At 44.4% G+C, this 14,114-nt stretch carries 9 protein-coding genes and 1 pseudogene; 4 read left to right on the top strand and 6 right to left on the bottom strand.

Annotation, left to right across the window (positions count from 1 at the left end):
- Positions 1-130 precede the first annotated feature (130 nt).
- Genes CXF82_RS06175 through CXF82_RS06160 form a run of 4 tightly spaced genes read right to left on the bottom strand, consistent with a single transcriptional unit; the run spans position 131 to position 7,347 of the window.
- On the bottom strand, positions 131-2,290 hold the full coding sequence (locus tag CXF82_RS06175; RefSeq protein WP_102043849.1) for an OmcA/MtrC family decaheme c-type cytochrome: 2,160 nt from the start codon (positions 2,288-2,290) through the stop codon (positions 131-133).
- A 59-nt stretch (positions 2,291-2,349) separates the two neighbouring features.
- Positions 2,350-4,263, bottom strand: coding sequence for an OmcA/MtrC family decaheme c-type cytochrome (locus CXF82_RS06170; protein ID WP_102043848.1), 1,914 nt, complete (start codon positions 4,261-4,263; stop codon positions 2,350-2,352).
- Positions 4,264-4,296: 33 nt separating this feature from the next.
- A complete protein-coding gene (locus CXF82_RS06165) occupies positions 4,297-6,417 on the bottom strand; it encodes an MtrB/PioB family decaheme-associated outer membrane protein (protein WP_102043847.1) in 2,121 nt (706 codons plus the stop codon).
- A 15-nt stretch (positions 6,418-6,432) separates the two neighbouring features.
- Positions 6,433-7,347: a DmsE family decaheme c-type cytochrome gene (locus tag CXF82_RS06160; protein ID WP_257982742.1), complete on the bottom strand. Its 915-nt coding sequence runs from the start codon at positions 7,345-7,347 to the stop codon at positions 6,433-6,435.
- Positions 7,348-7,840: 493 nt separating this feature from the next.
- On the opposite strand from CXF82_RS06160, the gene CXF82_RS06155 reads away from it, so the two are divergent.
- From CXF82_RS06155 to glnS, 3 genes are all read left to right on the top strand, one after another.
- Positions 7,841-8,080, top strand: a complete 240-nt coding sequence (locus CXF82_RS06155; protein ID WP_101093606.1) for a FeoA family protein — start codon at positions 7,841-7,843, stop codon at positions 8,078-8,080.
- Positions 8,073-10,367: a Fe(2+) transporter permease subunit FeoB gene (gene feoB, locus CXF82_RS06150; protein ID WP_102043846.1), complete on the top strand. Its 2,295-nt coding sequence runs from the start codon at positions 8,073-8,075 to the stop codon at positions 10,365-10,367. Before CXF82_RS06155 ends, feoB begins: the two co-directional genes overlap by 8 nt.
- Before the next feature lie 180 nt (positions 10,368-10,547).
- On the top strand, positions 10,548-12,218 hold the full coding sequence (gene glnS, locus CXF82_RS06145; RefSeq protein WP_101093604.1) for a glutamine--tRNA ligase: 1,671 nt from the start codon (positions 10,548-10,550) through the stop codon (positions 12,216-12,218).
- Positions 12,219-12,317: 99 nt separating this feature from the next.
- On the opposite strand, the gene CXF82_RS06140 is transcribed toward glnS, so the two are convergent.
- Positions 12,318-12,914, bottom strand: coding sequence for a Yip1 family protein (locus CXF82_RS06140; RefSeq protein WP_101093603.1), 597 nt, complete (start codon positions 12,912-12,914; stop codon positions 12,318-12,320).
- Positions 12,915-13,120: 206 nt separating this feature from the next.
- Between CXF82_RS06140 and miaE the strand changes: the two genes are divergently transcribed.
- Positions 13,121-13,900, top strand: coding sequence for a tRNA isopentenyl-2-thiomethyl-A-37 hydroxylase MiaE (miaE, locus tag CXF82_RS06135; protein ID WP_101093602.1), 780 nt, complete (start codon positions 13,121-13,123; stop codon positions 13,898-13,900).
- A gap of 21 nt (positions 13,901-13,921) precedes the next feature.
- Here miaE and CXF82_RS06130 read toward each other — a convergent pair.
- Positions 13,922-14,114: pseudogene (locus CXF82_RS06130) on the bottom strand (UDP-2,3-diacylglucosamine hydrolase); the annotation flags it as partial.

Here is a 14,114-nt window from a genome sequence, read left to right as displayed (position 1 = left end):
ATAGGCAATTGAGTGATGATAGTTATCGCAAACATTACGGAAACCAATAACTCAATACGTGCTTAAGACCATCTGAGAGTAAAAAAGGAGGCTTTAAGCCTCCTTTTTTAATTGCTAGATGATCAACATATTAGTTGCCGTGAACTTCAAGCAGTTGACTTGGATTATGGCAAGTCGAACACGCTTCTGCTGATCGAGTTCTAACGTCATCGGCATCCATACCATCTAAAATCCCGCCATTAGAGGTGATATGACTTGCGCCTGAATCACTTAGGTATTTCTGATGGCAACTTAAGCAAGCTCCTGCATCAGATGATACCCAAATATCGACACCGGTCGTAGTGTCACCATAACGCCATACACGATCGGTTGCTCGACCTAGCTGGATGCCATCATCGGTGTGGCAGGTTGAGCAATCTGTTTTGAGAACGGTACCAGATTGTACACCCGCATATTTAAGATAATGTCCCTCTGCTTCGTGGGCTTTATAGGCAAAGCTGGTCGGCTTCATGCCTCCAGGGAAGCTATCATCCCCTTTGGTGGTCTTGTCTGAGGTGTGGCATGTCTGACAGTTATAACCATTGTTATAATGATGATTTTCTTGATTGTGACAGCTCTGGCATTTTGCAGTGTCAACGATAGAACGACGCATCGCAGCTTGGGCGTCTCCATCAATGCCAGATCCTGACCAAACAAAGTGGTATGGCGGCTCTTTAACGGCTACAGAACGTGTCTTATCTGAACAAGCTGTCATTACCACTTCAGCCACGGCGTAACCGCCATTGTTAAAGCAGACTTCAACTGCTGACCATAGCTCAAAGGTTTTGCCATCGGGATTGGTAGGCATATCAAAGGTGCTCGCAACAATGCTAAAGGTCATCGTTGTGGCATCGTAGCTACCATCTTGGAGCTTAAAACGTCGCTTGCTGTATGATGCATCTGCATAAGCTGGGAAGTCTTTATCACTGTCCCAAGCAACCACCACACGGGTACCTTGATTAATAAACTCGCCAGCAACCGCTGCGCCAGTCGCATCGGTAATCTGGACATCAAACATCAGTTTACCAGCAGTATCTAGGCCTATATTACTGAACGTCACCCCCATAGCTTCTGCATCCGAGTAGGCTTTTAATACATCGCCATGACGTTTCTCTGCACTGCCAGTGCCAGGATAGGTATCTGTTGCGTTGTGACAAGATACGCAGTTGGTACTTGAGTGAGATTGTGAGGGTTTTTCTGTATGACACGCTACGCAAGCATTGTTACTCAGATCAGCTTTAAATAAGTCTGCATTAGCGGGCGCACCATCGCCTTCCACATGACACGAGGCACAATTGGCTGCCGGTTTTTGTGGGAACATGACTTTACCGTAGTCATGTAAGCTACCGCCGTAGCCGACGATTTTATAAGGGGCGGGAACGAGCCCATCTGGAGTGCTTGTCTCCCTATCTTGTCCTTTATGAATCGCGTGGATCATATAGGTGAACTCAACACTGTTGCCACTTTCTGGATCACCACTGGTTGCGGTATGACAACTGGCACAATTTTCTAAGTCAACTCTTCTGCCGCCATGTAGTTCGAGGCTTTCAGGTTGGTGACACGTATAGCATGCTGTAATGTTAACCACATTTCTAGTTTGAATACCTGTGGTTTCACCAGAGGAGGGCTGCCAATCATGATGTGCATTAGCCGTTGCTTGGGGCAGTTTAAGCTCCAATGTGGCCCTGTGAGTATTGTCTTCTCCATAAGTAACGGCGAGTGGCTCTGTTACATTGCTAATATTTTGCATGAAACTATAGCTATAGCTACCATCACCATTGTCGACAAAGCAGTCTTCACAACTACTTGCCGCTTCTACATTAGCTTGATATTGGGCTGATGGTATTAGCCCTGATGTATCATCCGGTAGGTCACCAGGTTCTTTTAACACATTGATATAGGATTGCCATTGATAGCCACGGTTATACTCTACTTCGCCGAGGGTTTCGCTCACTTGGGCAAGCTGCGCAATACCAAACCTGAGATCGTAATCCTTTGTTAGCCCGAGCACGGCGACACCATTGGCATTCTCTAGGTTAAAACTTACAGTCACAGCGCCTTCTTCAACAGTGGCACTGGTAAATTCAGCCATTACAGTAGAGGTGTTTTCAATATTGACGCCAATAACGCCATCTTCACCATCGGCACCGTCATTGCCATCACTACAGCCAAACAACAAAGCTGTACTAGCGAGTGCAATCAAACTGAGTTTTGAGCTTCTAGTTTTGATATCCATAATTTTGCGTTCCATTATTTATTCATCATAAATCAGTTAAAGCCTAGCAACCTGAGTTGTTAGGCTTATAATTTTTATTTTATGGGGTGCACTGCAAGCACATCGTAGGTGGCGCCTTGGCCATGACATGTCGCGCAACTTTCGGTCCCAGCGCTAGCGTCTGCTTCAGTGCCTTTAAAGACGGCACCTTGCTGAGCCATATGGGACATTGAGGTATCGCTAGTATGACAAGCACTGCATATTGCAGCTGTCGGACTGGTAAAGCTGCCATCATCAAATGCTAATGGCTGCACTGCACTATCAAGCGGCAATGCGGCCGTCAGCACGCCAGCGTCATCTTCAGTGTGGCACTGAGCACAATTTCCGATATTGCCAGGGTAGTTAATATCAGGATAGCTTTCACGTGAACCCGCATGCAGCGTATGTACTAAATGCTTATAATCTGCAGTTGATGCGGCAGGATTATCAGCACTGGCTTCAGCTTGCATATTACGGTTGTGACAAACTTGGCACTGTCCTTCAAGATCGTTTCGTGAACCGTGGTAGTTCAGCTGCTGATCGCCATGGCAGCTGCCACAGGTTTCGTTGGTTACAACGACTCGGCGTCCAGTATCACTCAGTGCTGTAGCACTAAAGAACTGATGGCTCGACTTGAGGTTGGTGGTGTTGTCTGTTTCAGCACAACTTGCCAACGTGTCGTCATCGCTGCAGAGCTTACCTTGAATGGCCAATGTGCCTTTGTCTGCGGTTAATTCACTAGGGACGGTGAGTCCGCTGATTTGATAAGTATATAATCCATCACTACCAGAGATAGGCGCCGTGTCCTGCAGTTTGATTGAACGGGCACTGCGGGTGGTGTAATCGACACTCACTCCCCAGTTGGCATAAATCCGTAGGTCATTGACAAAATTAAGCTTATCGGCACTTTCTGTGTAAACTTCGTTGGTTGCAGGGTTAGAAAGCCTTACCGCTAACTCAACGGTAGTGTCTGTTAATACTGCACTAACGATGTCCACATTAAATTGGCCAAGAACAGCATCGGTATCAGCTTGACTATGGGCACTCATGGTCCATTCTGAATTATGACAAGCGACACAATTACTATTGTCTTGCTGGGTTGGGTGACCTTGGCCCGCAGGGAAGTCAATATTGGTATGGCAACTGCCGCAAGCCTCCATAGTGGGCACGCGAGCCCAGTTCATGTTTTCGGTTAACGTTTCATCAGCAGCGTGGCAAGTTTGACAGTTAGCCAGTGACACTGGGAAACCGACTAAATGCTTGCCGTGAACCATGGGGGCAAATACATTGTCAGGATTGCTGACTTTATCTAGATTATGGCAAGTCACACAGGTTTCCACTTCATTGTATTTACTGCCATGAAAAGCCAAATCATTGTGGCAACTATTACACGTGTCCATTTCAATGAGGTTACGGGTATAAGCGGGTTCACTGCCTTTGTCTTGCCAATCGTGATGTTGGTTAGTGATAGGCAAAGCGGTGCCATCGGGTAAAGCATCACCGCCCACTTTGATGACCACTCGCTGAGTAGCACCAGACATAAAGCTAATGTCATTCATGCCGTCAAATGCACCACTAAAAGTGTAGCTATATTGCCCATTTTTATGGTCGATAAATTCGCCGTCACAAACATTGGAGCAAGACTCTGACGTAAAATATTGCCACTGGCTGGCATTGCCTGCATTGGTATAGCCCATGGGGAGCAACTGAGCAGCTATATAGGTCGCAGACGGAATACCGACGACAGGTTCATCTTGCTCGTTGGTGATGCGGTAGTTAATCGTCGCAATACCAGCATCGAAAGTAACGTCACTGACTGCGATGCTAAGCGCGGTTATTTCTGTTGCTGGTGGCCCGCCGGGTTCTCCAGGGTTGCCAGAATTGCCATCATCGCCGCCGCAACCCGCTAATATGGCGATTAGACCTAGAGGAATACTTTTATGAAGTCTTGATTGGGTGATCAGTTTCATTTTTCTTTCCTTGAAATCCTTTAAATGACAAAACTACATTTGATAACTAAATGTCAGGCCAAAATAGTGAGCGTTATAATCGTGGTTTAAGTCGCCAAAAATCAGCACGTTGGGAATTGAATCAACGGCTAGTCCTTGGTTAAGCCAGTCTGAATCTTTGTAGTTTTCAAAGATCCAGTCGAAGCGTAATGCCATTTTTTCTGCTAACTGATATTTAGCAAAGGCATTGACGTTGTGTTTTTCGGCAAAGTAATCGCCATATGGCGAGGTGAGCCCTTGAATAACATCGGTATCACTTTGGCCATCAGAGTATGAGTAATCTAAGCCCAAGTTGAGTTTGCTATCGAATAGGTTTTGGTAGTCTAAGCCTGCCCCAACGAGCGTTGACTGTTCATCTGTGTTTGCGTACCAATTGGGTAACCCAAAGTTAGTGCTGCCAGCTTGTTCGCTGTCACGCCAGTCTTGATTGAGGTAGGCATTAATGTTGAAGTCCTCATTTACCCTATAACTGGCTGAAATGTCATAGCCTTGAATATCAACACTCGTCAATCCAACTTGGGTATCATCATAGTCATCAAAGTTGGCATGAACGTTAGCGCTGGCAGAAAAGTCTTCTGAGCCACTGTAGGCCACATTTAGCTTATATTCTTGGCGCTCTCTATCGGCAAGATAGGACTTTCTTAAATAAGGATTACTGGGGCTTGATGTGGTGGTAACGGCGTTATAGGCGCTGCCGGTTCTATCGCTTGCAGTGGCTTTTATCCAAGCTGACCACGCGGGTGAAACACGGTAGTTGAGTTTTGCATACAGGGTGTTTTGCTGTAATGAATCTCTATCTAAGTCACTGTAGTCGTTATGATCATAACGATATCCACCATCAATATAGATACTGCGGCTAAATCGGTATTTGGCGCCGACATCGACTAATTGTTTGGTTCTGTCATATTCTGGGTTTACTGCGGTACCTGCATAGTAGCTATCAGTGATAACTTGAGGATAAGGATTGAGCGAAGTCTTATTATCTCTATCGGAATAGTCGTAACGCGCTCGCACGCTCAATCCACGTGCTAGTCGCCCTGAGTACTTTAACTTCATGTCGGTGGTATCAACTTGTCCATCTAGATTGCTAGTGGGCAGGACAGGTGATGGCCCGTTAATCGTCGCGGGGAGAAATGCTTGGTCTTGGGTAAAGCTGGCAACACTCAAATTCATTAATACCTGATGACCATTGCCGTTGAGTTGTGCATTAGCACCAACACGGTAGGCTTTGTTGTCAGGGGATGCTGCACTTTGGCCCTCATAGGCTGCACCAAAAGTGGGGGTGAATGCAGAGTTCCAGTTAACAGCTTGATGATCATTTTTATATTGGCTAAAGGATGAGTCAATGCCAACGAGCCAACCTTTGCCATTAAAGTATATTTTAGCGGCTAATTCATCGGTAGTGTCATCAATCGGCTGTGCCAACATGGCACTATTAGTTAATAGGTTGCCGGAGTAGGCACGTTTGCCTTGGCGTTTTTCATGTTGATAATTGATATCGGCTTTATAGAAGCTACCTTTATAGTCAGCTTCGAGTAAAAACCGATCGCGCTGAGTTTTGAGCGTGGTCTCGGTGACATCATTGTCTAACGTTGGCATTTGCCCTGTGGTTGCCCCTGTTTGCCAACTATCGGGCAAAACGAGTTGATCGCCACTGTTTCGATAAGGGCTTAGTGCAGCATTGGTATCGTAATTGGCTAATCCTCGATAACCGAGTGCAATTTGATATTGTCCGGGACGGCCAGTTTCAATTTTTGCGCTACCAGTGTCATAACCCAGTTTGTCGGCTTCTATATGGGTTTGATAGCCGGTTGCTGACCTATAGTTAACATCGGCCTCAATATGACCCACTGCACCATCGGTGTCAGTGCCGCTAGTATTGCCAAAATGGATATCACTGGCATCATTATAAGCGGCGCCAACGCCAACACTGCCACTAAAACCTGATGATGTTGTGCAGCGTTTGCATTGCCATTTTTCAACTTTTGCATTATCACGATTTGCACTTTGTAATCCATAGCCATCAGCAAGCGCTGGTGCAATGGAGGCGCTTATTGCTAACGCTATCAGAGATAGTTGTAAAGGCTTGTTAATATGGAACTGTAAAGTTTTCATGGTTGCCACTCCTTGTTAGCGCTGCAGCAGCTTGCCAGATGGGTGATTAGAACCATGCACTTGAGAATGGCAGTTCATACAACTCTGACCGGCATTAAATGCATTGGGGTTACCACCGAACACAGCATTTGAAGTATGGCCAACAGAGGCGTGACATTGCTGGCATAACATAGGTGGCTTACTGATAAGCATGGCTTCATTGACACTGCCATGTGGATTATGACAAGTCGCGCAATTTTCGGTGACGGGGGCGTGTTCCCATAACTTAGGTCCGCGTTTTTCGGCATGGCAAGAGTAGCAATTTTCGTTAACGCTCATCTGCTTTAAACTGGCGTCGGCGAGTGTGCCGTGTGGATTATGACAATCGCTACATACCATCTGTTGCCATTTAAGCGGATGAGATGACCGTTTGTTAATATCCGCTTTTTGCTGGGTATGACAGCTAGTACAAACGGCAACTTCTGTCGCTCTGTCCGCTATAGGGTCGTGTCCGGTATGAACTTGATGACAGTTGGCGCAGCTGACGTCGGCATTGTCGTGATGGTTGCCACTCCATGCCATACGTTCATCATCGTTGTGGCAGCTCATACAAACACTGTTTTGTTTGTCGGCAGGGACAGGAGAGTTGGAACCAAAGGTGATCATTGGTTCTTTACCGCCGCGGTTATGTTTGCCTAATGGTCCATGGCAAGCTTCGCACTGCAGGTCGGCCATTGGAGAGCCTTTGACGTCGATATTGCCGTGGACGCCATCGAATAACGCCATGACTTTAGGACTTTTTCGATGACACATTAAACAGGTGTCAGCGCCTTTAGCTGAATACTTACCCTCGGCAAACTTTTTGTCTAATAACGCTTCGACCTCTTTAGGGGGTTGGTCATCCCATGGGGCAGACATGACATTAAAACTCAATGTCACTGCCGTGAGCATAAGTAGGTTGATTACCTTACTTGAGAACCATCCTGTGTTCTTATTCATCATGTCATTCCCATTCCATTCGCTTTCAATGCGTTATTTTTGGATTGTTATATTAGTATTTATGTAAATTACTAACTTAAGATAATAGAACAAAAATGTGACAAGTCCATAACATATGTAAGGTGATTTAGTCTTCTTGTTGCTGTTCTTTAAGGGCTAAGTCGAAAAGCGTGATCAAGATCACGTTCGTGTTCTGTTCGCTAATTGCTTGATAGAAGTGTAAATAATAACCATTATTATTTAGTGTGATTTAAACGTGGACGATTTATCTGTTAACAGTCGTTTATTAGTTGAGAGTTTTGTCACATAATAGAGAACACAATTGAAAATTATTATCGTTTACAGTTCGAAATATTGATCTAGGTAAGGTTTTTTAATCCAATGGTCATTTAAAATCGATACCAATTCAAAGAGAGTTGAGGCCTGTAATTAGGTGGAATGCACAATGAAGTTAAGTGAATTAAGTCCAGGCGATTTCGCCAGAATTTCTCAGGTAGGGCAAATTGATCTACCTGCTGTTGTAAAGCGCAAACTCCTATCGATGGGGATTACTCCAAATACTCGATTTTCTTTGATCCGCAGAGCACCTATGGGCTCTGGCGTAGAATTAGATATCCGAGGCAGTAAATTATGTATGCGTCGTGATTTAGCAGATATTATTGAGGTTGAAAAATCGAATGGATAAGCAATTTAACTGCGTCACTGTTGGTAACCCTAACGCGGGTAAGTCGACTCTTTTTAATGCGCTTACAGGCTCTAACCAGCAAGTTGGTAACTGGTCAGGTGTCACGGTCGAGAAGAAAACCGGTCAATTCGCTCTACAAGATACCGATGTTTTTCTAACCGACCTACCAGGCATTTATGATCTACTGCCTGCGGGGAATAGTTGTGATTGTTCACTAGATGAGCAAATCGCGCAGCAATATTTAGCTGAACAACCAATAGACGGCATTATTAACCTTGTTGATGCAACGAATATTGAACGTCATTTATATCTGACTGTTCAACTGCGTGAACTTGGTATTCCTTTAGTTGTTGTGTTAAACAAAATAGATGCTGCAGTTAGCCGCGGTATTCATATTGATGTTGCGCAAATGAGTAAAGAGTTAGGCTGCCCTGTTGTTGCTGTCTGCTCTCGTGATGAACAAGATATTGATAAGGTGAAGCAACAGTTTGTTGCTTTGCTGGATGGCAAGGTCTCTGAAGCGCCTTTGGTGCTTGACTACGATACAGAAATTGAATCAGCCGTGACTAACTTACTTGCACAAGATGAAATGTTGAGCCGAGGCCGCGCGTTAGCGATGCTTGCCAATAGCATAGGGTGTGGTAAATGTAAGAATAGCCAGATGGCCAGTGAAGTAGAGCAATACTCTCAAGCATTATCTCATCAAGGTAAAGATATTGAGATTATGGTGGCGACCACTCGCTTTAACTTTGTCGAACAGGTCTTTACTGGTTCGGTGAAAAGTGACAACGCAGAAACATTAACTGACAAGCTCGATAAGGTCGTACTTCATCCAATCGCAGGGATCCCAGTATTCCTGTTTGTGATGTATTTAATGTTTATGTTTAGTATCAATGTTGGTAGCGCGTTTATCGACTTTTTTGACATGACAGCAGGCGCTATTTTTGTTGATCATCTGGGCGCATTGATGAGCAGTTTTGGCTCGCCAACTTGGCTGGTGACGATTGTTGCTGGTGGTATTGGTCAAGGCATTCAAACGGTCGCGACATTTATCCCGGTGATAGCAGCACTCTTTTTAGTACTTTCAGTGCTAGAAGGCTCAGGTTATATGGCTCGCGCCGCCTTTGTTGTTGATGGGTTAATGCGTCGCATTGGTCTACCGGGTCGTGCATTCGTGCCTATGATTGTGGGCTTTGGTTGTTCTGTACCAGCCATTATGGCAACACGTACACTTGGCAGCGAACGCGAACGTATTGTAACGGGCATGATGGCTCCGTTTATGTCTTGTGGTGCACGTCTTCCTGTATATGCATTGTTTGCAGCAGCGTTCTTCCCAGAGTCTGGACAGAACTTAGTGTTCTTGCTTTATCTGATAGGTGTTTTTGCCGCGATTGGTACGGGTTTACTATTACGCTCAACCTTATTACCTGGCACTAGCAGTGCGGTAGTCATGGAGTTGCCGAGTTATGAAAAACCTAAGTTTAAAACGGTAATGACTCGAACGGGTAAGCGTACCAAAAGCTTTATCAAGGGGGCAGGTAAGACGATTGTTATCGTTGTAACCCTACTTAACTTTGTTAATGCCATTGGTATTGACGGTACATTTGGTCACGAAGATAGTTCTGAATCAATACTGAGTGTAGCCAGTCAGCAAGTGACGCCGTTCTTCGCGCCAATGGGCGTAGAACAAAAAAATTGGCCAGCAACAGTGGGTATTATCACCGGTATTTTTGCTAAGGAAGCCGTTGTAGGCACCTTGAATAGTCTTTATTCAGATGGCAGTGCAGGCGACGAAGAGCTTGCTCCACTGTCTGAAACATTTGCTGCAGCGTTAACGACGATTCCTGAAAACTTATTTGGCATTGCACTTGACGATCCGCTGTCTATTTCAGTTGGCGACGTATCTTCATTAGAATCAGCTTCAGAAGAATTAGAAGTTGATAGCTCTACCTTTAGTGCACTACAAGCCGGTTTCTCAGGAATTACAGCAGCATTTGCATACTTACTGTTCATTCTTCTATATACACCTTGTGTTGCTGCTATGGGCGCCTTAGTTAATGAGTTTGGTGGACGATGGGCGGCATTTGCTGGAGTTTGGACGTTTGCTTTAGCCTACGGTACCGCTACCGTGTTTTATCAAGGAGCTACGTTTGCTCAGCATCCATTGCAATCGAGTTTGTGGATTGGCTTTTTCGTTATCGCACTAGTGGTATTTTATGTGTGGCTAAAGAAGAAAGGCAGAAAAACACAAATGATTATTCCTGGTATTAAAGTGATTACCGAATAGCGCGATTAGCGTATACTCGATATGTATAAACAAAAGCAGCGATGATTCGCTGCTTTTTGCTCTGTAAATGGCTATGCTGTAACCATTAGTCGTGTTTTTAAGCGTGAACCGTTGACCCTAATATGGATCTATAGGATTATGCTTTTTCGTCATTAATCATCGTTCGCAAAGAGGAATTCCATGAGTCATGTGGACACTGAAGTACGTCCTAGTAACTTCATACGTAACATCATAGATGAAGATCTTGCCAGCGGTAAGCACACCAGTGTGCATACACGCTTTCCGCCAGAGCCTAATGGTTTTCTTCATATCGGCCACGCAAAGTCTATCTGCCTAAACTTTGGTATTGCACAAGACTATAAAGGTCAATGTAACTTACGTTTTGACGATACCAACCCTGAAAAAGAGGACATTGATTATGTGAACTCTATTCAGGCCGATGTGCAGTGGCTTGGTTTCCAGTGGGATGGCGATATTCGTTATTCTTCAAATTACTTTGAACAGTTGCATCAATACGCTGTTGAGTTGATCACTAAAGGCTTGGCTTTTGTTTGTTTTTTAAATGCAGAACAAACCCGTGAATACCGTGGCACATTGAAAGAGCCGGGTAAGAATAGCCCCTACCGTGATGCAACACCTGAAGAGAACTTAGCGCTATTTGAGAAAATGCGTAACGGCGAATTCAAAGAGGGTGAGTGTGCACTAAGAGCCAAGATTGATATGGCGTCGCCGTTTATGTGTATGCGCGATCCCATTATTTATCGTGTTCGTTTTGCTCATCATCACCAGACTGGCGACAAGTGGTGCATATACCCTATGTATGACTTTACCCATTGTATTTCGGATGCGATTGAAAATATTACTCACTCGCTTTGTACGCTTGAATTCCAAGACAATCGCAGATTGTATGATTGGGTATTGGATCATCTTGATGATTTCCAAGCACCAAACCGCACGCGTCAGTATGAGTTCTCAAGATTAAACCTTGAGTACACATTGATGTCTAAGCGAAAGCTCAATGACCTTGTGGTACGTAATCTTGTCTCTGGTTGGGATGATGCTCGTATGCCAACCATTGCAGGCTTTAGACGCAGAGGTTACACAGCAGCTTCAATTCGTGAATTCTGTAAGCGCATTGGTGTGACCAAGCAAGAGAACATGATTGAAGTCGCAATGTTGGACGCTTGTATTCGTGAAGAGCTTAATGAGTTTGCTCCACGGGCAATGGCTGTTATCAATCCTGTTAAATTGGTGATTGAAAACTACCCTGAAAACCAAATTGAGATTGTTCAAGCACCAATACACCCGAGCAATGAAGATATGGGTAAACGTCCATTGTCATTTGGTCGAGAGCTTTTCATCGACGCGGATGATTTCCGTGAAGAAGCTAACAAGAAGTTCAAGCGTTTAGTACAGGGTAAAGAAGTTCGTTTACGTAATGCTTATGTGATTAAAGCTGAGCGTTGTGATAAAGATGCTGACGGTAATATCACCACTATTTACTGTACTTATGATGATGAAACATTGGGCAAAAACCCAAGTGACGGTCGTAAGGTAAAAGGGGTGATTCATTGGGTTGAGGCGTCGACTGCCAAGCCTGCTGAGTTCCGCTTATATGAGCGTTTATTTATCGACACGAATCCTGCTGCTGCAGAGTCAGTTGATGAAGTGCTAAACCCACAATCATTAACAGTTAAGCAAGGCTTGGTTGAAGCTGGCTTAGTTGATGCTGCACCTGAAAAAGCTTACCAGTTTGAGCGTGAAGGCTATTTCTGCGCCGACAGTAAAGATTCAGCTAAAGATAAGCTTGTCTTTAATTTGACGGTCCCCTTACGCGATACTTTTGCTTAAGTCATATTCAGCCTATTTGCTGAATGATTAAAAAAGCCGACATTATGTCGGCTTTTTTGTATCTTCTAGAAAGAAGACTGTCTCATAATATCGTGAGCACTATTGATACATTGGACCGAAACCCACACTCCATAAGATCACGCTAGAGGCCATCAATCCGACTAAAAGCACTAATCCTGCAGTCACCACTGAGCTTGCATAGATAAAGCCTTTCTCTTCGGGAATATTCATTATAATGGGAACGCCGGTGTAAAGCAGGTAAACCGAGTAAGCTAAGCCGGCGAGTCCAACGATCATAATGAACCAGAGTGTTGGATATAAGGTGGCTAAACCTACCATGAATAACGGGGTGGCAGTATAGGCGGCAAGTTCTAATGCTTGGGTATAACTGGGTTCGGCATCAAAGGTTTTGGCCATCCAAAAAGCCAGATATGCGAGTGCGAATACGCCAGCGATGAGACCAAAGTACATACCTGTAGACATGATGAGTGCGCTATCCGATGTTAAAAACTGACGCTCTCCAACACCAAGATCCCAACCAATTTTTGAAGTCGCGAAATAAGTACAAATAGCGGGAATGAGTGCAACGATTAATATGTGACTCAGACTGCTTCTAAGTGCTTCGTGATTTTTTTCTATTGTTTGCCACTCTTCTTTTGGATGAGTGTAAAGCCCCATTAAGTGATTCAATATCATTATAGTTATCCTTGTTTAGCATTTAACTTTTAGATTAAATTGGCTCGCCAAACTGCAGACGAACTTTTTACAGCTCTAAGGCTATTTATTGAACAAAACTAACCAAGAGTCAAGCCAATCATTTTAAGCATAGGTGTTAAGCTAGGATTGTGCAGAGAATAACTGATAAAATAGTCAGCCTAACGAACAGAGCAAAGAGCCTTAGCATGCAGCAGTTACTTGCACCTATTTACTCATTTTTAAAATGCGAAACACCAGATAGTTGGATTGAAGAGGCGAAAAAGCCAGAGCAACTGAAAGGCTTGTTAATTGATCATTGTAACTGTGAGTTAAAAGCCGCGCAGACAGCGATGTTTTTGATCCGTAAATACGCCATCGATAAGCAAAGTGGACAGGTATTATTGAACTGGGCCAAGCCTTATGAAGATTTTGTTTACATCAAAGATCGTGATACTGGCGCCTTTTTGTCTAAAGAGAGCAAAAAGAATGAATTACTAGGGGAGTTGGTTGCCCGCAAAGACTTTGCCCATAGTGACGATCTCATCCAGAAGATGGTGCGCCTTATTAAAGAGGAATTTCACCACTTTGAGCAGGTATTGGAGATTATGCATAGCCGCAAAATTGACTATCAGAATGTTAGAGCTGGTCGCTATGCCAAAGGCATGATGAAGCAGGTGAGAACACACGAACCTGCAACCTTGATAGATAAGCTGATTGTAGGTGCATTCATTGAAGCCCGCTCGTGTGAACGTTTTGCAAAGTTGGCACCTTATTTAGATGATGAGCTTAAAAAATTCTATATCTCCTTACTGCGTTCAGAAGCGCGCCATTATCAGGACTATTTAAAGTTGGCTCAGGCTATTTCTACGACTGATATAGGTGATAGAGTTGCGCATTTTGCGACGGTTGAAGCGGAACTTATATCGTCAGCGGATGAAGACTTTAAGTTTCATAGCGGCGCACCAGTTATGGCTGTAGGCGCTTAAATAATGAACCGGCAAGTAACCCTACTTGCCGAAAGGAAGCTCGATAAGTTCGATATTGTCTTGGCTAACACACAACATGCTACCTTGCTCATACCAATCACCGACGACGATACGACGTTTGCCATTCGTGAGTGAGTGGATAGCAGGGCGGTGAGTGTGGCCATGGATCATCTGCTGCGTTTGTGTTGAATCAAGTAATTCAAGTACGGCATCT

The organism is Shewanella sp. GutDb-MelDb (assembly GCF_002836075.1).
Lineage (GTDB): Bacteria > Pseudomonadota > Gammaproteobacteria > Enterobacterales > Shewanellaceae > Shewanella.
The sequence above is the reverse complement of the archived record's forward strand: the minus strand, read 5'-3'. Positions and strand labels throughout refer to the sequence as shown.